The organism is Streptomyces sp. WY228 (assembly GCF_019287315.1).
Classification (GTDB): Bacteria; Actinomycetota; Actinomycetes; order Streptomycetales; family Streptomycetaceae; genus Streptomyces; species Streptomyces caviscabies.
In genome coordinates this window covers 1,344,611-1,366,136 of record NZ_CP079114.1, presented here as the reverse complement: position 1 = coordinate 1,366,136, position 21,526 = coordinate 1,344,611, and the positions used below count along the sequence as shown (strand labels likewise).

Genomic DNA, 21,526 nt, shown 5'->3' with positions numbered 1-21,526 from the left:
CGGACCACGGCCTCACGGCCTCACCGCCCCGCCCCGGGCAGGGCTTCCGCCCGGTCGCGCGCGCCCGGCTCCGGCTCCCCGGCGGGTCCGTCACCTCGCGGCGCGGCGGCCCCCCGGTGCACCACGACCACCGCCACCAGGCCGAGGGCCAGACCGAGCGCGGTCCGCGGCCCGAACGGCTCCCCGAACATCAGGGCGCCCCAGACCGCTGTGACCGGGGCCATCAGGAACATGAGCGTGTTGACCGCGGTGACGCCCGAGCGCCGCAGGATCAGCCAGTACAGCCCGTACCCGCCGAAGGTGGACAGCACCACCAGCCAGCCGACCGCGCCCCAGAACGCGAGCTCGGCGGGCGGCAGCGCGGTCCCGGTACCGACGGCGAGCGCGGTGAAGATCACGGTGCTGGCGGCGCAGTGGACGGTCAGCGACACCGAGGGAGCCACCCGGGTGGCGGAACGGCTCTCCAGGAAGGTGGCGGCCACCAGCGCCAGCATGCCGACGAACGGCAGGGCGTAGGCCCACCAGGCCACCCCGGCGGCGGCCGAGGCGTCGGCCAGCGTGACCACGGCGACCCCGCTCACCCCCAGGCACAGACCGAGCCACTGCCGGGCGGTGACGTACTGGCGCAGCAGCGGTCCGGCCAGCGCCCCCGCTACCAGCGGCTGGACCCCGTCGATCAGGGCCGTGGTGCCCGTGGAGACCCCGAGCTGGATCGCGTAGTAGACGGTCAGCAGATAGCCGCTCTGCGACAGCGCGCCGATCACGCTCTGCCGGGCCACGTCCCGTACCCCCAGCCCCCGCCAGGAGGCCCGTGCCACGGTCACCGCGACCGCGACCAGGACGACCGTCAGCGGCAGGAACCGCCACATCAGGATCGTGAGCGCGGACGCGCTCCCGGCGCCGAGCTTCGCCCCGATGAACCCGGAACTCCAGCACAGCACGAAGGCGACCGGAAGCAGGACGTTCATGACGTACGCACCTCGCTAAACAGATCGGTATACCTGCTCTCGACTATACAGATCGGTATACTCGTCGCCATGGGTACGGGCAGAGAAGTGAGTACGGGCTCGTCGGACGGGCCGCGGCGGGTCGCCATGACGCCCGCCGCGCGACGGGCCCTCGCGGCCGCCGAGCGGCTGTTCTACGAGCGGGGCATCCATGCCGTCGGGGTGGACCTGATCGCCGCCGAGGCCGGGGTGACCAAGAAGACGCTCTACGACCGCTTCGGCTCCAAGGAGCAGATCGTCGTGGAGTACCTCGCCGACCGCGACGAACGCTGGCGTGCCTTCCTCGCCGAGCGCCTCGACGCCGTCCCGGCCCCCCGGGCCACCCCGGCCGCGCGGATCCTGGCCGTCTTCGACGCCTCGCGCGCCTGGATGGCGGACCACGGCTCCAAGGGGTGCAGCATGGTCAACGCCCACGCCGAGATCAGCGACCCGGCCCACCCGGCGCACGCGGTGATCACCGGGCAGAAGCGGTGGATGCTGGAGCTCTTCACCGGGCTCGCCCGGGACGCCGGCGGCATCGACCCCGACGCCGCCGACCGGCTGGGCCGGACGCTCATGCTGCTGCACGAAGGGGCCCTGGTCGCCCACGGGCTGAAGGTCTTCCCCGACCCGCTCGCCCACGCCCGCGACGAGGCGCGCGCCCTGCTGGCCGGGGCGACCGGGAGCTGAGCCCCCGCCGGCCACCCGCCACCTGCGGGCAGGCGGCGAGGGGTCAGGCACTACCCTCGTCCCGTGGAGCTCAAGAACATCCCGGACCCCGGTTTCTCCGACGACGACGGCTCGGCGTCCCCCGCCCTGACCAGGGCCCTGGACGCCTGGTCCCGGGACCGCGGCGCCGTCGGCCCGGTCCTCGCGGCACTTCAGGGCGCCCGGCTCCTGGTCCCCGTCGTCGCCGTCCTCGGCGAGGTCGAGGAGGACGAGAACGGCCTCCGGCGCGAGAAGACCAGCGACATGGCCGTGCCCACCCTCCGGGCCGGCGACCGGCGCGCGCTGCCCGCCTTCACCTCGACCGCCTCGCTGGCGCTCTGGGACCCGGAGGCGCGCCCCGTCGCCGTACCGCTGCACCAGGCGCTCCAGGCCGCCGCCCACGAGAAGGCCGACACCGTCGTGCTGGACCTCGCCGGGCCCGTCGCCTTCGAGCTGAGCGGCCAGGCGCTGCTGGCCCTCGCCGAGAACCGCGCCTCCACCGACCCGCTCCAGGACCCCGCCGTCATCGAGGCCGTACGGGAGACCGTGGCCGCCGACCCCGCCGTGGTCCGCGCCCACCTCGGGCCCGGCAGCGCGGACGGCACCCTCGCCCTGGTGCTCGCCCCGGACGCGGTGCCCGCCGAGGCGGCCCGCCGCATCGCCGGTGCGCTGGCGGTCAGCGAGGTGCTGCGGGCCCGGCTGGTGAACGGCCTGGACCTGGCCCTCCTCCCCGCCGGCACGGCCACCCCGGGCGAGCCCCTCTTCGTCCGCTGACGCGTCCGGGGCGGGCGGGGTCCGGCCTTCCCGGCCCGACGAGCGCGAAGCGCCCACCGCCGTGAGAATGATCGGGAATCCGGAGAAATCCGGCCGATCGACCGAGCTCGCGAGGTGGTTGCATGAAGACGCGGATCGTGGCGTCAGAGTTCCTCGGCACCCTGCTGCTGGTGTTCTTCGCCGTGGGGTCCGCGGTGGTCGCCGTCGAATACCTCGGCACGGTGGGCATCGCCCTCACCTTCGGCTTCACCCTCCTCGCGCTCGCCTACGCGCTCGGCCCGATCTCCGGCTGCCATGTCAACCCCGCGGTGACGCTGGGCATGCTGATGGCCGGCCGGATCGACCTCCGTGCGGCCGTCGAGCGCTGGGTGGCCCAGATCCTCGGCGCGATCGTCGGCGCGGCCCTGCTGTTCCTGCTGGCCAAGCAGATCCCGGGCCTGGAGACCAGCGGCGAGTTCGGCACCAACGGCTACGACGACCGGTCGGCCGTCGGCATCAACATCGGCGGCGCGTTCCTCGCCGAGGTGGTGCTCACCTTCCTGCTCGTCTACGTCGTCCTCGCGGTGACCCACAAAGTGGCGGTCACCGGCTTCGACGGACTGCCCATCGGCCTGGCGCTCGCCGCGATCCACCTGGTGGGCATCCCGCTGACCGGCACCTCGGTCAACCCGGCGCGCAGCCTGGGCCCGGCGCTCTTCGCTGGCGGCGCGGCCCTCTCCCAGCTCTGGCTGTTCCTCATCGCGCCCCTGGTCGGCGGAGCGATCGCCGCCTACGCCCACCGGCTCACCCACCCCTTCCCCAACGTGCTGCCCGAAGAGCCCGAAGAGACCGACGCCGTGGTCTGAGGACCCTTCCGGCCCGCACACGCGCGGGAGCCCGCCGCCCCACGGGGGGACGGCGGGCTCCTCGGCGTACGGGGGAGGGGCGGCGGCTAGCCGTAGACCGGGCCGGTGTACTTCTCGCCGGGACCCTTGCCGGGCTCGTCCGGCACCAGCGAGGCCTCGCGGAAGGCGAGCTGGAGCGACTTCAGGCCGTCGCGCAGCGGCGAGGCGTGGAAGGTGCTGATCTCCGTGGTGCTCGCGTCCAGCAGCCCGGCCAGGGCGTGGACCAGCTTGCGGGCCTCGTCGAGGTCCTTGTGGTCCTCGCCCTCCTCCGTGAGGCCGAGCTTCACGGCGGCTGCGCTCATCAGGTTGACGGCGACCGTCACGATCACCTCGACCGCGGGGACCTCCGCGATGTCGCGGGCCATGTCGTCGAAGCCGGGGTTCTCACTGCTGGGGGTCGCGTCACTCATGCCCCACACGATAAGGCCAGGCCACCGCCTCCCCGCGCGCGGGGAGGCGGCCGGAGGGCCGGAGCGGACGCAGGATTAGCGCACCAGGGACCGGGCTGCTAACCTTGTGTAACGACCGGCCGGACACCTATGTGCCCGGCCCACAAGTGGAGGCTCCGATCTCCCACCTGGCCGTCCTCACCGGACGGCGGGTCACCGGTCAGGCGGTCCCCATCGTTCCGTACGGACGATGGAGCCGCCCGATGCGCCCCGCGGCTGACCGCGGCGGTGCTCCGGTAGTTCCTGGAGCCTCGCCTGTGTCCCGTCCGGGGCATTTTTGTGCTTCCGGCTCGGTTGGTCTTGACGTTACAAGACGTTACGCGGCTGTCCGCCAGGCGGTCGCGTGGTGCTACCGAGGAGGATCCATCAGCGCCGAGCCCCGCATCAACGACCGGATTCGCGTTCCCGAGGTCCGACTTGTCGGTCCCAGTGGCGAGCAGGTCGGGATTGTTCCGCTTGCCAAGGCCCTGGAACTCGCACAGGAGTATGACCTCGACCTGGTCGAGGTGGCGGCGACAGCCCGTCCGCCCGTGTGCAAGCTCATGGACTACGGGAAGTTCAAGTACGAGTCGGCCATGAAGGCCCGTGAGGCGCGCAAGAACCAGGCGCACACGGTCATCAAGGAGATGAAGCTCCGGCCGAAGATCGACCCGCACGACTATGACACCAAGAAGGGTCACGTCGTCCGGTTCCTCAAGCAGGGCGACAAGGTCAAGATCACGATCATGTTCCGTGGTCGTGAGCAGTCCCGCCCCGAACTGGGCTTCCGACTGCTTCAGCGTCTCGCTTCGGACGTCGAGGACCTGGGCTTCATCGAGTCCAACCCGAAGCAGGACGGCCGGAACATGATCATGGTTCTGGGCCCGCACAAGAAGAAGACCGAAGCCATGGCCGAGGCCCGCGAGGCCCAGGCCGCCCGCAAGGCGGAGCGTCAGGGCACGACCGACGCACCGTCCGAGGACGAGACCGCTGAGGCTCCGGCCGCAGCGGCCGAGGCTCCGGCCGAGACACCTTCCGAGGCGTGACCTTCGGGGGTCGCCATCCAGGCGCCCCCGGGTCATCCCGGAATCCCATAGAGATCTGACGCCCCTGCAGTCCGGTGCCCCGCACCGTGAGGGGCGCCACTGACGAGGAGAGAACGGCGCGATGCCGAAGAACAAGACGCACAGCGGTGCCAGCAAGCGCTTCAAGATCACCGGCTCCGGCAAGGTGCTCCGCGAGAGGGCCGGCAAGCGCCACCTGCTCGAGCACAAGTCGTCCAAGAAGACCCGCTCGCTGACCGGCACGGTCGTCGTGGCTCCGGCCGACGCCAAGAAGATCAAGAAGCTTCTCGGCAAGTGAGGCTCGGCCTCCGGCTCGCCCCGGAGGCACGACCTCGATCACACCGGGACCAATTCGTTTCCGGGCCGTGTGAAGACACCCACGGCCCCGCTACAAGGAGTTAACAAGTGGCACGCGTCAAGCGGGCAGTCAACGCCCACAAGAAGCGCCGGGCAATCCTCGAAGCCGCCAGCGGCTACCGCGGTCAGCGCTCGCGTCTGTACCGCAAGGCCAAGGAGCAGGTCACCCACTCCCTGGTCTACAACTACAACGACCGCAAGAAGCGCAAGGGCGACTTCCGTCAGCTGTGGATCCAGCGCATCAACGCCGCTGCCCGCCAGAACGGCATGACGTACAACCGCCTCATCCAGGGTCTGAAGGCCGCCAACATCGAGGTGGACCGCAAGATCCTGGCCGAGCTCGCGGTCAACGACGCGAACGCGTTCGCCGCCCTCGTCGAGGTCGCTCAGAAGGCCCTCCCGAGCGACGTCAACGCCCCGAAGGCCGCCTGATCCAGGCCCCGCCTTCCAGGCAGTACGTGAACCGGACCCGCAGGCGCCCGCCGCCTGCGGGTCCGGTGCGTTGCCGCTGACCCCCACCGCCGTACGCAGAGAGGCCTCCCGCCGACCATGGGCACCCCCGAACTGATCTCCCCGCGCTCCCCGCGTGTCGCCGCCGCCCGCCGGCTGGCCCGCCGCAACTTCCGCGGCAAGGAGCGCAGGTTCATCGCCGAGGGGCCCCAGGCCGTCCGCGAGGCAGCCGCACACCGGGGCGGCGACGGGCAGCCGACCCTCATCGAGCTGTTCGCCACCCCCGAGGCCGCCGACCGATACGCCGACATCGTCGAGGCCGCCCACGCGGCGGGGGCCCGGGTGCACCTGGCCGGGGACGACGTCCTCGCCGACGTCTCGCAGACCGTCACCCCGCAGGGCCTCATCGGCGTCTGCCGCTTCCTGGACACCCCGTTCCAGGAGATCCTCGACGCCGAGCCCACCCTGGTGGCCGTTCTGGCCAACGTCCGCGACCCCGGGAACGCCGGTACGGTACTGCGCTGCGCGGACGCGGCGGGCGCGGACGCGGTGATCCTGACCGACGCCTCGGTCGACCTCTACAACCCCAAGTCCGTACGCGCCTCGGTCGGATCGCTCTACCACCTGCCCGTCGCCGTCGGCGTCCCCGTCGAACAGGCCGTGCAGGGCCTGCGGGACGCCGGGGTGCGCATCCTCGCCGCCGACGGCGCGGGCGCCGACGACCTGGACGACGAGCTGGACGCCGGCACCATGGGCACCCCCACCGCCTGGGTCTTCGGCAACGAGGCCTGGGGACTCCCCGAGGAGACCCGGGCGCTCGCCGACGCCGTCGTCCGCGTCCCCATCCACGGCAAGGCCGAGAGCCTCAACCTCGCCACCGCCGCCGCCGTCTGCCTGTACGCCTCCGCCCGCGCGCAGCGGCCGCGGCGCGCCCCCGACGCGTAAGAGGCTGTCGGACGGCCTCGGGCCGGACAGCGGACCGAGGTCACCCGACAGCCTCCGACACCGCGCCGCCCTCACGGCCCGTCAGCACACGATCCCGGCCATTCCCGCGCCCCTGCCACCGGCGCACTCCTCTCCGCGCCCCCACAGGGTGTCGCCGGTTCACCAGCGCCTAGTAGGGTGACGAACTCGGGGGCCCACTGCACCGGTTCGAGAGGTGGGGATACGGGAAGATGGCTGTCGGCATGAGCTCGCCGCGACCGGCGCACAGCACCGCACGACGTGCTGCGGGCGAGGAGCCGGACGGCCTCGGCGCCGGCGTCGACCCGGACGACCTTCCCGACGGTCTCGTCGTCGCCGACGAGAGCGGGCACGTCATCTGCTTCAACGCCGCCGCCGCCCGCATCACCGCCACCCCGCGCGCCGAGGCGATCGGCCGCCCCCTGGAGGCCGCCCTCCCGCTGGAGGATCTCAAGGGCAAGCGCTGGTGGGCGCTGACCGACCCGTACGGCGGACTCGCCACCCGGGGCGGCCAGCCCGAGCGCAACCTGCTGCTGCCCGGCGGCCGTGAGGTGCTGGTCTCCGCCCGTTACGTGCGCGAGCGGCCGACCGGTCCGGTGCGCCGGGTGGTCGTGTCCCTGCGCGGTACCGAGGCCCGCCGGCGTACCGAACGCAGCCACGCCGAGCTGATCGCCACCGTCGCCCACGAGCTGCGCTCCCCGCTGACCTCCGTCAAGGGGTTCACCGCCACCCTGCTCGCCAAGTGGGAGAGGTTCACCGACGACCAGAAGCGGCTGATGCTGGAGACCGTCGACGCCGACGCGGGCCGGGTGACCCGGCTCATCGCCGAACTGCTCGACATCTCCCGCATCGACTCCGGACGCCTGGAGCTGCGCCGCCAGCCCGTCGACGTCTCCGCCGCCGTGGCCCGGCACATCCAGGCGCTCATCACGGGCGGCCAGGCCCCCGAGCGCTTCCTCGTCCGCACCCGGGGACCGCTGCCCGACCTGTGGGCCGACCCGGACAAGGTCGACCAGGTCCTCGGGAACCTCCTGGAAAACGCGGTGCGCCACGGCGAGGGAACCGTCACCATTGAGATCGCCCCCGCACCCGCGCCGGGTGCGTGCGACGAGATGGGAACGGCTGTCACCGTGAGCGACGAAGGTCCTGGCATCCCCGAGGAGTCGATGGGCCGTGTCTTCACCCGCTTCTGGCGGGGGAGCAAGCGCGGCGGCACGGGCCTGGGCCTCTACATCGTCAAGGGCATCGTCGAGGCCCACGGCGGCACGATCACCGTCGACCGGGGGCCCGGCGGCGGGGCCGAGTTCCGATTTATTCTGCCCGTGAGCATGCCCGCCTACCTGGTGTGAGCGGCCCACGGGCGCCCCGACCGTCCTGCGGCCTTTAGACTCGACCTTTGGCACCTTTGCGTCCTCCGGTCGTCGAGCGGGGTCGCGCCACCAGCCAATCGGAAGCACGGGAAGAGATGTCGGCACCGAACAAGTCGTACGACCCAGTCGAGGTCGAGGCACTGAAACCGGAAGAGATCGAGCGCCTGCGGGACGAGGCGTTCGCCGCCTTCGCCGCCGCCGGTGACCTCGACGCGCTCGCCCAGGCGAAGACCGCGCACACCGGAGGTACCTCGCCGCTGTCCCTCGCCAACCGCGAGATCGGCGCCCTGCCCCCGCAGGCCAAGGCCGAGGCGGGCAAGCGCGTGGGCCAGGCCCGCGGCGCCGTCTCCAAGGCGCTCGCCGCCCGCCAGGCGGAGCTGGAGGCCGAGCGGGACGCCCGGGTGCTCGTCGAGGAGGCCGTGGACGTCACGCTGCCCTACGACCGCACCCCGGCCGGCGCCCGCCACCCCCTGACGACCATCATGGAGCGCGTCGCCGACGTCTTCGTGGCCATGGGCTACGAGATCGCCGAGGGCCCCGAGGTCGAGGCGGAGTGGTTCAACTTCGACGCCCTGAACTTCGTGCCCGACCACCCGGCCCGCCAGATGCAGGACACCTTCTTCGTCCAGGGCACCACGCCCGACGGCAAGGCGACCGAGGGCGACGAGTCCGGTGTCGTGCTGCGTACGCACACCTCCCCGGTCCAGGCCCGCTCGCTCCTGGAGCGCAAGCCCCCCGTCTACGTGGTCTGCCCCGGCCGGGTCTACCGCACCGACGAGCTGGACGCCACGCACACCCCGGTCTTCCACCAGATCGAGCTGCTCGCCGTCGACGAGGGCCTGACCATGGCCGACCTCAAGGGCACCCTCGACCACATGGTCCAGGCGCTCTTCGGTCCGGACATGAAGACCCGGCTGCGGCCGAACTTCTTCCCGTTCACCGAGCCGTCCGCCGAGATGGACATGGTCTGCTACGTCTGCCGCGGCGAGTCCGTCGGCAACCCGGACCGCCCCTGCCGCACCTGCGGCAGCGAGGGCTGGATCGAGCTCGGCGGCTGCGGCATGGTCAACCCCAAGGTGCTCACCGCCTGCGGCGTCGACCCCCGGAAGTACAGCGGATTCGCCTTCGGGTTCGGCATCGAACGGATGCTGATGTTCCGCCACAACGTCGAAGACATGCGAGACATGGTCGAGGGTGACGTCCGGTTCACCCGGCCGTTCGGGATGGAGATCTGATGCGCGTCCCGCTTTCCTGGCTGCGGGAGTACGTCGACCTGCCGGAGACGGAGACCGGCCGTGACGTACAGGCCAAGCTCGTCTCCGTCGGCCTCGAGGTCGAGACCGTCGAGCAGATCGGCGCGGGCCTCAAGGGCCCCCTGGTCGTCGGACAGGTCCTGACCATCGAGGAGCTGGAGGGGTTCAAGAAGCCCATCCGCTTCTGCACGGTCGACGTCGGCACCGCCAACGGCACCGGCGAACCGCAGGAGATCGTCTGCGGCGCCCGTAACTTCTCCGTCGGCGACAAGGTCGTCGTGGTCCTCCCGGGCGCCGTCCTGCCCGGCGACTTCGCCATCGCCGCCCGCAAGACGTACGGCAAGACCTCGCACGGCATGATCTGCTCCACCGACGAGCTCGGCATGGGCGACGACGGCACCCACGGCATCATCGTGCTGCCGCCGGAGCACGAGGTCGGCACCGACGCGATCGAGCTGCTCCAGCTCGTCGACGAGGTCCTCGACATCGCGGTCACCCCGGACCGGGGCTACTGCCTTTCGATGCGCGGTGTCGCCCGCGAGACCGCGACCGCCTACGGGCTGCCGCTGCGCGACCCGGCGCTGCTGGACGTGCCCGCGCCGAACGCGTACGGCTACCCGGTCCAGATCTCCGACCCGATCGGCTGCGACCGCTTCACCGCGCGCACCGTCACCGGTCTCCAGCCCGAGGCCCGCTCCCCGATCTGGATGCAGCGCCGCCTGCAGAAGGCCGGGATGCGGCCGATCTCGCTGGCCGTCGACATCACCAACTACGTGATGCTGGAGCTCGGCCAGCCGCTGCACGCCTACGACCGCACCCGGGTCGACGGGCCGATCGGCGTGCGCCGCGCCACCCAGGGCGAGAAGCTCACCACCCTGGACGGCACCGTGCGCGTGCTGGACGCCGAGGACCTGGTCATCACCGACAACCGCGGGCCGATCGGCCTCGCGGGCGTCATGGGCGGCGCCAACACCGAGATCGCCGACGCGGACGGCGAGCACGCGCTGACCACCGAGGTCGTCATCGAGGCCGCGCACTTCGACGCGATCTCGATCGCCCGCACCGCGCGCCGCCACAAGCTGTCCTCCGAGGCGTCCAAGCGCTTCGAGCGCGGCGTCGACCCGCAGGCCGCCGCGGCAGCGGCGCAGCGCACGGTCGACCTGCTGGTGCTCCTCGCGGGCGGTACCGCCGAGGCCGGGGTCACCGAGATCACCTCGCCCCACGCGCCGCGCACCATCGCGATGCCGGCGAACCACCCTGACCGGGTGGCCGGTGTGGAGTACGGCCGCGAGACCGTCGTCCGCCGCCTCCAGGAGGTCGGCTGCGACGTCTACGGGCAGGACGAGCTGATCGTCACCGTCCCGTCCTGGCGGCCCGACCTCAACGAGCCGAACGACCTCGCCGAAGAGGTCATCCGGCTGGAGGGCTACGAGAACCTGCCCTCCACCCTGCCCACGCCCCCCTCCGGGCGCGGTCTCACCGACCGCCAGCGGCTGCACCGCCGCATCGGCCGGGCGCTGGCCGGGGCCGGTTACGTCGAGGCGCTGAACTACCCGTTCATCGGCGACGCGGTCCTCGACCAGCTCGGCCTGGAGGCGGACGACGCCCGCCGCCGTACGGTCAAGCTGGTCAACCCGATCTCCGACGAGGAGCCGGCGCTGCGCACCACGCTGCTGCCGGGCCTCCTCGGCGCACTGCGGCGCAACGACGGCCGCGGCAGCCACGACCTGGCGCTCTTCGAGACCGGTCTGGTCTTCCGGCCGACCGGTGAGGAGACCGCCGCCGTACGGCTGCCCGTCGACCGCCGGCCCACCGACGAGGAGATCGCCGGCCTGAACGCGGCCCTGCCGCGTCAGCCGCGCCGCGCCGCCGTCGTCCTCGCGGGCGCCCGCGAGCAGTCCGGCTGGTGGGGCAAGGGCACCCCGGCGACCTGGGCGGACGCCGTCGAGGCGGCCCGCTCCATCGCCGCGGAGGCCGGTGTCGAGGTCATCGTCCGCGCCGACCAGCACGCCCCGTGGCACCCGGGCCGCTGCGCCGCGCTGTACGTCAGCGTGAACGGCGAGGAGACCCTCTTCGGACATGCGGGCGAACTGCACCCGCGCGTGATCAAGGCGCTCCACCTGCCCGAGCGGACCTGTGCCGCCGAGGTCGAGCTGGACGTCCTGGAACAGGCCGTCGACGGAGCGCTCCAGGCGCCCCGGATCTCCACCTTCCCGGTGGCGACCCAGGACGTCGCGCTCGTCGTCGCCGGGGACGTTCCGGCCGCCGACGTGGAGCGGGCGCTGCGCGAGGGCGCGGGTGAACTCCTCGAATCGCTGCGGCTGTTCGACGTCTTCACCGGCGAGCAGATCGGCGGGGGCAACAAGTCCCTGGCGTACGCGCTGCGCTTCCGTGCCGCCGACCGCACGCTGACCGTCGAGGAGGCCTCGGCCGCCCGCGACAGCGCGGTGGCCCTGGCCGCCGAGCGTACGGGCGCGGTGCTGCGCGGGGCGTAACACCCCGGGGCGTTGAGAAGGGGCGTATCCGGCCACCGGATACGCCCCTTCTCCGTCCCGCCGATCGACGGAGGGACCACACGCCGGATCCGGGGCGGGAACCGGGAGGAACGCGGTTCCGGCCGCCGTTCCGCAGCCACCCTCCTTCGTCGTCGGTCAGTGGGCCGTGCGGTCCGGGCGCCGTCCGCGCTGCCTCGGAGTGTCGGGCAGGTCAGCAGTGCGGACGGCGCGGGTGCGGGTCGAGGGCTGTTACGAGGGGGAGCCGACGACCCGGCCGCCTCTTGCGAGGGAGCTCATTCAATCGAGCCCGGGATCCGCGCGGCAGAGCGCACAGCAGGAGGGTTCGGGCATTCCGTTCACACCCCGTGTGAATCGTGCTCCACTAGGCTCATTGCGACACGCACCTGGGGGGACGATGGAGCCCAATGTCCTGCTCGAAGCTCTGGTCGAGGAGGCCGGCATGTCCCGCGCGGGCCTCGCCGGTCACGTCAACCGGGCGGGCCTGGCCCGCGGTCTGAGCCTGCGGTACGAACACACGGCGGTCTCCCGCTGGCTCAAGGGCCAGCGCCCGCGCGGCCAGGTGCCCGACCTGATCTGCGAGGTGCTGGCCGGCCGGCTGGGGCGGCCGGTCGGGCTCGACGACATCGGAATGGGCGCGTCTGCCGTGCCGGGCGCGGACACCGGATCCGAGGCCGTCTCCCTCTCCGGCTTCGTCGAGCGGGCCACCGCCCTGTGGCGCTCCGACGAACAGCGCCGCCCGGACCTGGCCACCGTGCCCGCCGTCACCGGCACCCCGGCGGTGATGCCGGTCTGGGAGTGGGAGAACCCGCCGGAGGACACCGATGTCTCACGGCCGGGACCGGGCCGGGTGAGCGCGGCCGACATAGCGATGCTCAAGGCGGCCCGCGACCACTACGAGCAGATGTACCGCAAGACGGGCGGCGTCGCGACCAGGTCCCGGATCGTCCGCTTCCTCAACGCGGAGGCCGCGCCGCTGCTGCGCGGCGGCTACAGCGACGCCCTCGGCCGGAGCCTGCACCGGGCGACCGCCGGGCTGGTGGCGGTGGCCGGCATCTGTGCCTACGACTCCGACGCGCACGGACTCGCCCAGCGCTACTTCCACCAGGCGCTGCGGCTCGCCAAGTCCAGCGGGGACCGGGGGCTCGGCGGCTATGTGATCGCCCTGCTGGTCACCCAGTCGCTGTTCCTCGGCGACTACCGCCGTTCCATCGCCTTCGCCGAGGCCGCGCTACGGGCCGCCGGAGCCCACATCACCCCCGCGCTCGCCGCCGATCTGCACGCCATGCAGGCCAAGGCATACGCCCGGCTCGGTGACGCGGCGAGCGCCCGGGCCTGCATCGGGCGGGCCGAGGCCCAGGCGGGCCGGATCCACACCGGCCGGGAGCCGGACGAGACGGGGTACGTCCAGCCGGGCCTGGTCGACGTCCAGGTGGCGGAGGCGCTGATCGGTCTCGGGGATCTGCCGGCCGCCCGGGAGCACGCGGCCTCCGCGGTGCGCGCCCCGGCGCACGACCGGGGGCGCGTACACCGTCTCGCGATGCTGAGCCATATCGAGCTGCTGCAGGGCGAACCCGACCGCGCGGCCGGTACAGCTGCCGAAATGGCGACACGGGCCCGGGGCATGGAGTCCCAGCGGCTGCGCGACCGGCTGCGGCAGGTCCGCGGCGAGTTGGCCGCGAGCGGCTGCGCCGACGCCGTCGAGACCACCGATCTCATCGACGAGGCGCTCCGCGTGCCTCTGTGAGCTCCACCGACGCCCCGCCCTTCGTTCACCACCGCGGCCGAGCCTGCTGGCATGTTGACCCCAACATGTCGAAAGGTGGCACAACCGTGCAGTGGACGAACTTAAGCGAACAGAATGTGTATCAGAACCCGTGGTTCCGGGTGAATCTGGCGGACGTCCAGCTCCCCGACGGCAGCCGTCTCGACCACTTCGTCATCCGGCTGCGACCCGTCGCGGCCGCCACCGTCGTCAACGAGGCGAACGAAGTGCTGCTGCTCTGGCGGCACCGGTTCATCACCGACAGCTGGGGGTGGGAGCTGGCCGCGGGCGTCGTCGAGGACGGCGAGGACATCGCGGCGGCGGCGGCCCGCGAGATGGAGGAGGAGACCGGCTGGCGCCCCGGCGAACTGCGCCCGCTGCTCACCGTGGAACCGTCGAACGGCCTCACCGACGCCCGGCACCACCTCTACTGGTCCGACGAGGCGCACTGGACGGGGCAGCCCACGGACGCCTTCGAGTCCTCACGCCGGGAGTGGATACCGCTCAAGGTGGTCCCGGACATGATCGCCCGGGGCGAGGTGCCCGCCGCGAACATGGCGGCCGCCCTGCTGATGCTGCACCACCTGAGACTGGGCTGACCCCGGCCCGTACGCGCGTCCCGTACGCGAGCCTTGTACGCGCGAGGAGCCGGCCCCGGGGCGACCGGGACCGGCTCCTCGACGTGCCGCGTGCGTCAGGCGTACAGGCCGGGGGCGTCAGCCGTACGGGTAGAACCCCGACCCCGTCTTGCGGCCGAGGCGGCCCGCGTCGACCATGCGCTGGAGCAGCGGGGGAGCGGCGTACAGCGGCTCCTTGTACTCGCGTACAACTGGTCGGCGCTGGGCGCCCTGGTCGGTGGTCGGTGGTCGGTGGTCGGGGAAAGATTACCTACCCAAGCGTCGAGGACCGCCTGACCGCGCTCGGTTCGACGGCGTCCTTCTGGAGTAGGCGACCAAGGGACGGTTCAGCCGCGGTCGGTGTTCTTGGGCGGCCTGCCCCGGAAGTCGCGCCCGGGCGTTCGTCCTCACCTTGGACATGGCCTTCGTACCAGCTGCGGACGCCCGCGTGGAGGATCGCCTTCTCCGCCCTGGCTTCGCCGGTGGATCACGGCCCGGCTCCTTTCATGCTCAAGGGGACGGGACATTCTGTCGCCGGAGGCCGGTGACACTCCCACTCGACGGTCTCGGCGGGACGTACAGGAGGTGCCCATGCCCATGAGGCGGAGGGACGGGGCACTTGGACCTGCGAGAACCGGCCCACCCGCATACTTGTTCTGCCTTACGGTGCCATCAGCCGACCAGGACGAGGGGGGAACCCGTGGGACAGCCGAGGACGATGCTCGCTCAACGAATATCCGAGCAACGGGCGGGGGTTGGCGATCCACGGGCGTTGGTGGGTGAGATGCGGCGCACGGTTCTTCTGGTTCCATCGGCGGAGCCCGGCCTGTGGAGTGCCCGATCGGGCGGTGTTCGGTGGATCTGCGCGTTCACGGACGAGACGGCGCTGGCCCGTTTCGCTGTTCATCGCGGGCCCGGGTGATCGTCTGATGGATTACGTCGCGCTGCTCGGGGCGCGGATCGTGGATGAGATCGTGCCGACTCTGGACGAACCCGCCGGACTCGCGGTGGACATCGCCGACGAGGACGGTGCGATGTTCTTCCCGCCGGTCATCGGCGTCGTCCCGGACGGCGTCGCTGTCGATTCCGGCGCGGGGCAGGAGGGGGGACGGCCGTGAGCACGGACGGATCGGACCTCGCTTTCGATCAGACGTCGGTGGCGAAGTTCACGCAGGGCGTGGGCGCGACCATCGACCAACTCGGCGAACTCGGTGGCGCCACCGGGTCGGTGATGGGCAAGGGGTTCTCGGGTCTGGCCATGACGGGCATGGAGGCAGGGCATCGAGGGCTGTCGGTGGATTTCGAGGATTTCTGCGAACGGTGGGAGTGGGGAGTACGCGCCCTGGTGAGCGACGCGAGCGCGCTCGCGGACCGTCTCGGGCTGGCGGCGGGCACGCAGTGGGAGCACGACCAGTACGTTGAGGGTTCCTTCAAGGTCGGCGTCAGCGCAGCGATGGGCGGTAGCCCACACGCCAGCGAGGAGGACATCTCCCAGCAGGGCTGGGGCGACATCTTGACTCCCGACTACCTGGACCCGGACTGGAGTGCCGAGTCGTTCGAGAAGGCCGGCCAGGACGTGGAGCAGACCTGGAAGGACACCGGCCGCACCGTTCTCACCGAGGGACAGGGCGGTCGGGAGGCGGAGAGGCTCAAGACCGAGCTCGGCCTCAGCGAGGGGCAGTGGGACCGGGCACTGGACGACGCGTTCGGGCCGTCGCCCGAGGAACGCGCCCAGCAGGCACCGCAACAGGGCGACGCGAACGCAGGCGGGGACGACTGAGGATGGGCGTCGAGGATTTCATCAGGGACATCACGCCCGACTCGGTCGAGGACGTGGTTGAGGACGGTGTGGAGTGGGCCGGCAACCGGGTCGAGGGCGCCGGGAACTGGACGGCGGACCGGCTGGACGACGTGGGCTGGGAATCCGGTTCGGACTGGGTGCGGGAGCAGTCGCGCTCGCTTGCGAACCGGATGGGCGCCGATGTCGACGAAATGGACCTCGGGCAGACCGAGGACAAGACCAAGCTGGTGTACGGAAGCCCCAGCAAGCTCCATGCCACGGCGGAACAACTTCGCTCCTTTCAGAAGGCGTTGGACGACGCCGGGGGCGGGTTGAAGGGCCTCGACTCCTCGCGGCTGAAGGGCGAGACGGCCAATGCCCTGCGCACGGCGGTGAGTACCCAGCCGCCGAAGTGGTTCACCGGTGCCGATGCCTTCGAGAAGGCTGCTGCCGCGCTGGAGGCGTTCGCCTACACCGTCACCTGGGCACAGAACCAGGCGCAGACGGCTATCGACATGTGGAAGGAAGGCGTCAAAGCCTCCCAGGGCGCGGCCGACGGACACCGCAAGCGGATCGACGACTACAACAAGGCCGTGAACCGCTACAACGCGCAGGCCCCCGAGGAGCGCAACCCCGGCACTCTGCCACCCTGCCCAGCGCCGACGTTCGACGACCCCGGCAAATCGATCATGCAGGACGCGCAGGAACTCCTCGCCCAGGCCCGCGAACAGCGGAACGCTGCTGCGGAGACCGCCCGCAGCGCCGTCCGCGCAGCCCGCGACAAAGCCCCTGAGAAGCCCACGTACGCCCAACAGGTGGCCGGCGGTCTGCAGGAACTGCAGATCATCAACGACCACGTCCGCGGCGGCGTCATCAAGGGCACCGCAGGGCTGCTGAACTTCGTCCGGGGGATCAACCCGCTGGACCCGTACAACATCACTCACCCCGCTGAGTACGCCACCAGCCTCAACAGTCTGGCCGCCGGTCTGGTCGTCACCGCCAACGACCCGGTCGGCACCGGCAAGCAGATGATCAGCGACTTCATGAAGGACCCCGCGGAAGGGTTCGGCCGGCTGCTGCCCGACGCGGCACTGACCGCGGCCACTGGCGGTGGCGGCGCCGTCGCCAAGGGTGTCCGCCTCGCCGCGGATGGCGAATGGTCCCGACGGGCGCCGCGTCGTCGCCAACACCGATCCGGTCGACCTCGCATCGACGTTCCTCAGACCGAGACCTGCTGGTCTTCACCCGCCGCACCGCCGGTTCCTCGGCCCCTCTTGGACCTCCACCGTCGACGAGCGCCTGGAGATCGACGCTGTCGGCGTCGTCCACGTCACCGCCGACGGCCTCCTGATTGCCTATCCGCACCCCGCCCCAGGCGCTCCGACCGAACCGGAGTCCGGGACCGCCCGCACACTGCTGGCCCGTGACGTGACCGGTGATTACACCGTCACCGATCCCGGCACGGGCTTGGTCTGTCACTTCACCGCCCCGGCCGACAGCGAACCGGGCGGCGACGGTGATGCCTGGCTGGACCGGGTCGAGGACCGCCACGGCAACTGGTGGGCCGTGGAACGTACCGAAACCGGCACCCCGCTTGCCCTGACCTGCTCCGCCGGCCGCCGTGTCTCTGTCGCGGTGAGCGACGGTCGGGTCACGGCCCTGGCCCTGGCGGGAGCGGGAGACAACGGGGCGGACCTGCCTCTGATGCGCTACGGCTACGAGGACGGAAACCTCACCACCGTAGTCAAACCGTCCGGCGCCACCACCACCTTCGTCCACGACGACCGCCGCCGCGTCACCGCCTGGATCGACTCCAACAACAGCCGCTACGACTACACATACGACGACCGAGACCGCGTCATCGAGGAGGGCGGTCAGGCCGGCCACATCCAGATCACCCTCACCTACACCGGACCCGATCCGGACACCGGACTTCGCACCACCACCCTCACCACGGCCGGCGGACACACGACCCGGCACCGGATCGATCGCCACTGCCGAGTGGTGGCTACCACCGATCCGCTCGGCCACACCACCCGCTTCACCTACGACAACCGCGGCAACACCCTGACCCGCACCGATCCGCTGGGCCGCACCACCGCCTTCACCCACGACGAGGACGGCCGCCTGCTCGCCGTCACCCGTCCAGACGGGAGCGAACTACGCACCGTGCGGGACCCGTCGGGTGCATCCACGGAATTCCGCGGGCCGGACGGCGCTCGCTGGCTCCAGGAATTCGACGAGCACGGCAGCCGAACCGCAGTCACCGACCCGGCCGGCGCCACCACCCGGTACACCTACGACGGCCGGGGCAGGCTGACCACCGTCACCGACGCCCTCGGCGCCACCACCACCGTGCGCTGCGACGCCGCGGGGCTGCCGGTGGCAGTGACCGACCCGGCCGGCGGCACCACCCGCCTGGAGCGCGATGCTCTGGGCCGGATCGTGCGCACCGTCGACCCGATGGGCAGCGTGACCCGGGTCGTCCTGGACGAGGACGGCAATCTCGCCCGCCGTGTCGCCCCGGACGGTGCCGCCGAGTCGTGGACGTACGACGGCGAGGGCAACGCGCTCACCCACACCGGCCTGGCCGGCGGCATATCCCGCTTCGAGTACACACACTTCGACCTGCTTACCACCCGCACCGGACACGACGGCAGCCGCCACACGTTCGAGCACGACGCGGATCTGCGGTTGATCCGGGTCACCGGCCCACACGGCACCTGGTCCTATACGTACGACGCCGCCGGCCGGCTCGCTTCCGAGACCGACTTCGACGGCCGCACTCTCACCTACCGGTACGACGCCGCCGGGCAGCTCACCGCCCGGTCCGACAGCCTCGGCCGGACCGTGTCCTACATCTACGACCAGCTCGGCCAAGCGGTCCGCAAGGACGTGGCGGGCAAGGTGACCACCTACGCGTACGACCGGGCCGGACGCCTGCTGCACGCGGCCGGACCGGACAGCGAGATCGTCTACGCGTACGACCGGCGTGGCCGGACCAGGACCGAACTCGTAGACGGCCGCGCCATGAACTACGCCTACGACACCCTGGGCCGCCGGGCACGCCGCATCACCCCCACCGGTGCGATCACCGAGTACGGCTACGACGCCGCCGGCCGTGCCGCCCGGATAACCAGCGGCGGACGCGAGATAGCCTTCACCCACGACGCGGCCGGCCGGGAACTCGAGCGCGTCTTCGGTGGATCCCTCACTCTGGCCTCCGCCTGGGACGAGGCCGGAAGGATCTGCGCGCAGCACCTGACTGTCGAGGGCCGCGCCCTCAACCGCCGGCAATACGCCCACCGCGCCGACGGCTACCTCACCTCCGTGACCGACGATCTTTCAGGCTCCCGAACCTTCGACCTGGACGCGTCCGGACGGGTCACCGGGGTCCACGCCGAGGGGTGGACCGAGCGTTACGCCTACGACGCCGCCGGCAACCAGACGGCGGCCTCCTGGCCCGATTCACACCCCGGCCACGACGCCACCGGCCCCCGCTCCTACACCGGAACCTCCGTCACCAGGGCCGGCAAAGTCCGCTTCGAACACGACGCCCTCGGCCGCGTGAACTTGCGCCAAAGAACCCGTCTGTCACGCAAGCCCGACACCTGGCGCTATGAATGGGACGCGGAGGATCGTCTCGCCGCCGTGGTCACACCCGACGGCACCCGCTGGCGCTACCTCTACGACCCCTTGGGCCGCCGCACGGCAAAACAGCGCCTCGCTGACGACGGCGAGAGCGTCGCAGAGGAGGTCCGCTTCTCCTGGGACGGCACGACCCTGTGCGAACAGACCGTCCACACACAGGGCCAGCCACACATGGTCGCCCTCACCTGGGACCACCGCGGCCTGGTCCCGCTGTCCCAGACGGAACGCCTCCTCACCCCGGACACTCGGCAGGAGGAGATCGACCGCCGGTTCTTCGCCATAGCCACTGACCTCGTGGGAACGCCCACCGAACTGGTCGACGAGTCCGGCGAGATCGCCTGGCGTGCCAGAAGCACCCTCTGGGGCACCACTGCTTGGGCCCGCTCCAGTACGGCTTACACCCCGCTACGTTTCCCCGGCCAGTACTACGACCCAGAGACCGGTCTCCACTACAACCTCTTCCGCCACTACGACCCGGAGACCGGTCGCTACACCTCCCCGGACCCGCTCGGCCTCGGCCCCGCGCCGAATCCGGTCGCCTATGTGCACAATCCGTTCACCGTCTGCGACCCCCTCGGGCTGTCGCCGTACTCGCGGTTCAAAGGCCTGGGCTGGCTGACGGACAACCAGCTCATACGTCCGTCGTTCCGGTACCAGCGCCTTGTCACCGACCAGAGCTACGAGCAGCAGTGGATATTGCCGGACGGCCGGGAGGTCCACGTCGACGGCGGTCCGCAGGACGGCTGGATCACGGAGGCGAAGTGGACCGGCGGCGACAACATCGGTGAATGGGACAGCTCCCCTTACAACCCCGATTTCGATTTCTACAACGAGAGTCGGATCACAACGCAGGCGGACAAACTGCTCGCCCTTAACGAGGATCTAGGAGGCAAGGGAGTCCGCTATATGGTGTCCAATGAATGGGGTGCCGCACATGTGAACGAAGTGCTGTCCAAGGCCTTCCCCGAGGCCTACGCCAGTGGGCAGCTGAAGGTGTATCACGTGCCTGGCAACGGTATGAGTGGAATGAGTTCATGGCTGAAGTAATCGCAATGCTGGAAGAGCTGAAGGACATCACCCCGGTGGCCGCCGGGAGTGCGGCGGCGTGCTTCGGGGCCCAGGAGTGGACGCCCAGAGGTAAGCCACGCGACGGCGTGGAGACGTCGTGGCACAAGGACGGCGTCCGGGGCTGGATCCAGACGTTCCGCACTGGTGCGGTCCGCGTCTCGTTCGCCGTCTGGATCCGCGACGTCGACGAATCGGGCTACTTCGACGACCTGGATGCCGTCTACGAGCAGGGGAAGCAGGTGCTGGCCGACTTCCTCCCCGAGATCGAAGAGTCCCCGCTCGCCGGCCACCTCGTCGAGGCCGAGCAGACGGAGGCGGACCGGGACGAGTTCATCGCGGTGAAGAAGTGGGCCCTTGGAGCCCGGACCCTGACCGCCGGTGTGATCCAGCAGGACACCGATCTTCCGGTGATGGTCGTGGTGGCGCTGGAGGAGCGCGGTGCTGCTTGACTCAGCCCGTACGCCAGGGCGCCCGCGTCTCCATCCGATGCCAGTCAGTGAGGGCGAAGGGGAGGCGCGGACCCCTCTGGACGTGCCGACACGGGACAACATGAGCGCCTCTAGCTAGTGCCTTCTGACCAGGCGAAACGACATCTGGCGGCACTCCCGCGCACTGTGTGTCAGGATCGCTCGCGTACTCGTAATGCGTAGGTCTCGGGTTCGAATCCCGAAGGCGGCTCAGAAGAACCCCAGGTCAGGCTCCTGACCTGGGGTTTTTGTATTCGTGAGTCTTGAAAGCCGGGCTAATCGCACACCTGTGACCTACGCATTGCATGCCTAGGTCACAGGTGGAGCTGCCCTGGCCCTACGCGTGTGGCGATCCTCTGACCTGGCCTTTTCGTGCCTGGGAATAGTGAGTCGGGGGCGTGCAGTGGGGCGCGGTGGACAATCGGTGG

The 21,526-nt window shown here is 71.0% G+C and carries 16 protein-coding genes and 3 pseudogenes; 16 read left to right on the top strand and 3 right to left on the bottom strand.

Going from position 1 to position 21,526, the window contains the following annotated elements; translation table 11 throughout:
- Positions 1–20 precede the first annotated feature (20 nt).
- Positions 21–968 (bottom strand): DMT family transporter, encoded by a 948-nt coding sequence (locus KV381_RS05680; RefSeq protein WP_030088324.1) that lies wholly within the window; start codon positions 966–968, stop codon positions 21–23.
- Positions 969–1,094: 126 nt separating this feature from the next.
- On the opposite strand from KV381_RS05680, the gene KV381_RS05675 reads away from it, so the two are divergent.
- From KV381_RS05675 to KV381_RS05665, 3 genes are all read left to right on the top strand, one after another.
- Entirely contained in the window at positions 1,095–1,676 is a 582-nt protein-coding gene (locus KV381_RS05675; protein WP_032791138.1) for a TetR/AcrR family transcriptional regulator, read from the top strand.
- Positions 1,677–1,739: 63 nt separating this feature from the next.
- On the top strand, positions 1,740–2,468 hold the full coding sequence (locus tag KV381_RS05670; protein ID WP_030088328.1) for an SseB family protein: 729 nt from the start codon (positions 1,740–1,742) through the stop codon (positions 2,466–2,468).
- 122 nt (positions 2,469–2,590) lie between these two features.
- Entirely contained in the window at positions 2,591–3,313 is a 723-nt protein-coding gene (locus tag KV381_RS05665) for an MIP family channel protein (RefSeq protein WP_030088330.1), read from the top strand.
- An 86-nt stretch (positions 3,314–3,399) separates the two neighbouring features.
- Here the strand turns inward: KV381_RS05665 and KV381_RS05660 are convergent, their stop codons facing one another.
- The gene (locus tag KV381_RS05660; protein WP_030088332.1) at positions 3,400–3,762 is read right to left on the bottom strand and encodes a DUF1844 domain-containing protein; all 363 of its coding nucleotides are present in this window, start codon (positions 3,760–3,762) and stop codon (positions 3,400–3,402) included.
- A 404-nt stretch (positions 3,763–4,166) separates the two neighbouring features.
- On the opposite strand from KV381_RS05660, the gene infC reads away from it, so the two are divergent.
- From infC to KV381_RS05615, 9 genes are all read left to right on the top strand, one after another.
- A complete protein-coding gene (gene infC, locus KV381_RS05655; RefSeq protein ID WP_078611302.1) occupies positions 4,167–4,826 on the top strand; it encodes a translation initiation factor IF-3 in 660 nt (219 codons plus the stop codon).
- Positions 4,827–4,947: 121 nt separating this feature from the next.
- Positions 4,948–5,142 (top strand): 50S ribosomal protein L35, encoded by a 195-nt coding sequence (gene rpmI / locus KV381_RS05650; RefSeq protein WP_003970213.1) that lies wholly within the window; start codon positions 4,948–4,950, stop codon positions 5,140–5,142.
- Between the two features lie 107 nt (positions 5,143–5,249).
- A complete protein-coding gene (rplT, locus tag KV381_RS05645; RefSeq protein ID WP_003970214.1) occupies positions 5,250–5,633 on the top strand; it encodes a 50S ribosomal protein L20 in 384 nt (127 codons plus the stop codon).
- Positions 5,634–5,750: 117 nt separating this feature from the next.
- Positions 5,751–6,596 carry an RNA methyltransferase gene (locus KV381_RS05640; protein ID WP_030088339.1) on the top strand — a complete coding sequence of 282 codons (846 nt, stop codon included), beginning with the start codon at positions 5,751–5,753 and terminating at the stop codon, positions 6,594–6,596.
- 230 nt (positions 6,597–6,826) lie between these two features.
- Positions 6,827–7,963, top strand: a complete 1,137-nt coding sequence (locus tag KV381_RS05635; protein WP_030088341.1) for a PAS domain-containing sensor histidine kinase — start codon at positions 6,827–6,829, stop codon at positions 7,961–7,963.
- Positions 7,964–8,079: 116 nt separating this feature from the next.
- On the top strand, positions 8,080–9,219 hold the full coding sequence (pheS, locus tag KV381_RS05630) for a phenylalanine--tRNA ligase subunit alpha (RefSeq protein ID WP_030088343.1): 1,140 nt from the start codon (positions 8,080–8,082) through the stop codon (positions 9,217–9,219).
- Positions 9,219–11,732, top strand: a complete 2,514-nt coding sequence (gene pheT, locus KV381_RS05625; protein WP_030088344.1) for a phenylalanine--tRNA ligase subunit beta — start codon at positions 9,219–9,221, stop codon at positions 11,730–11,732. Before pheS ends, pheT begins: the two co-directional genes overlap by 1 nt.
- A gap of 415 nt (positions 11,733–12,147) precedes the next feature.
- Positions 12,148–13,497: a hypothetical protein gene (locus tag KV381_RS05620; protein ID WP_030088346.1), complete on the top strand. Its 1,350-nt coding sequence runs from the start codon at positions 12,148–12,150 to the stop codon at positions 13,495–13,497.
- Between the two features lie 86 nt (positions 13,498–13,583).
- Positions 13,584–14,114 (top strand): NUDIX domain-containing protein, encoded by a 531-nt coding sequence (locus KV381_RS05615; protein WP_030088348.1) that lies wholly within the window; start codon positions 13,584–13,586, stop codon positions 14,112–14,114.
- 117 nt (positions 14,115–14,231) lie between these two features.
- On the opposite strand, the pseudogene KV381_RS05610 reads toward KV381_RS05615, so the two are convergent.
- Positions 14,232–14,336 (bottom strand): annotated as a pseudogene (locus KV381_RS05610) (3-hydroxyacyl-CoA dehydrogenase family protein); the annotation flags it as partial.
- Positions 14,337–14,916: 580 nt separating this feature from the next.
- Between KV381_RS05610 and KV381_RS05605 the strand changes: the two are divergent.
- From KV381_RS05605 to KV381_RS05590, 4 genes and pseudogenes are all read left to right on the top strand, one after another.
- Positions 14,917–15,250, top strand: a pseudogene (locus tag KV381_RS05605) (SseB family protein).
- Positions 15,247–15,912, top strand: a complete 666-nt coding sequence (locus tag KV381_RS05600) for a hypothetical protein (protein ID WP_030088350.1) — start codon at positions 15,247–15,249, stop codon at positions 15,910–15,912. The pseudogene KV381_RS05605 and the gene KV381_RS05600 overlap by 4 nt, the downstream one beginning before the upstream one ends.
- A gap of 2 nt (positions 15,913–15,914) precedes the next feature.
- Positions 15,915–20,610: pseudogene (locus KV381_RS05595) on the top strand (putative T7SS-secreted protein).
- Complete coding sequence (locus KV381_RS05590; protein WP_030088354.1) at positions 20,598–21,080, top strand: hypothetical protein; 483 nt, start codon at positions 20,598–20,600, stop codon at positions 21,078–21,080. Before KV381_RS05595 ends, KV381_RS05590 begins: the two are co-directional and overlap by 13 nt.
- Positions 21,081–21,526 lie beyond the last annotated feature (446 nt).

Coding starts and splice junctions, on each gene's coding strand:
- KV381_RS05680 (WP_030088324.1), bottom strand. CDS start 968: ATGAACGTCCTGCTTCCGGTCGCCTTCGTGCTGTGCTGGAGTTCCGGG.
- KV381_RS05675 (WP_032791138.1), top strand. CDS start 1,095: ATGACGCCCGCCGCGCGACGGGCCCTCGCGGCCGCCGAGCGGCTGTTC.
- KV381_RS05665 (WP_030088330.1), top strand. CDS start 2,591: ATGAAGACGCGGATCGTGGCGTCAGAGTTCCTCGGCACCCTGCTGCTG.
- KV381_RS05660 (WP_030088332.1), bottom strand. CDS start 3,762: ATGAGTGACGCGACCCCCAGCAGTGAGAACCCCGGCTTCGACGACATG.
- rpmI (WP_003970213.1), top strand. CDS start 4,948: ATGCCGAAGAACAAGACGCACAGCGGTGCCAGCAAGCGCTTCAAGATC.
- KV381_RS05640 (WP_030088339.1), top strand. CDS start 5,751: ATGGGCACCCCCGAACTGATCTCCCCGCGCTCCCCGCGTGTCGCCGCC.
- KV381_RS05635 (WP_030088341.1), top strand. CDS start 6,827: ATGGCTGTCGGCATGAGCTCGCCGCGACCGGCGCACAGCACCGCACGA.
- pheS (WP_030088343.1), top strand. CDS start 8,080: ATGTCGGCACCGAACAAGTCGTACGACCCAGTCGAGGTCGAGGCACTG.
- pheT (WP_030088344.1), top strand. CDS start 9,219: ATGCGCGTCCCGCTTTCCTGGCTGCGGGAGTACGTCGACCTGCCGGAG.
- KV381_RS05620 (WP_030088346.1), top strand. CDS start 12,148: ATGGAGCCCAATGTCCTGCTCGAAGCTCTGGTCGAGGAGGCCGGCATG.
- KV381_RS05590 (WP_030088354.1), top strand. CDS start 20,598: ATGGCTGAAGTAATCGCAATGCTGGAAGAGCTGAAGGACATCACCCCG.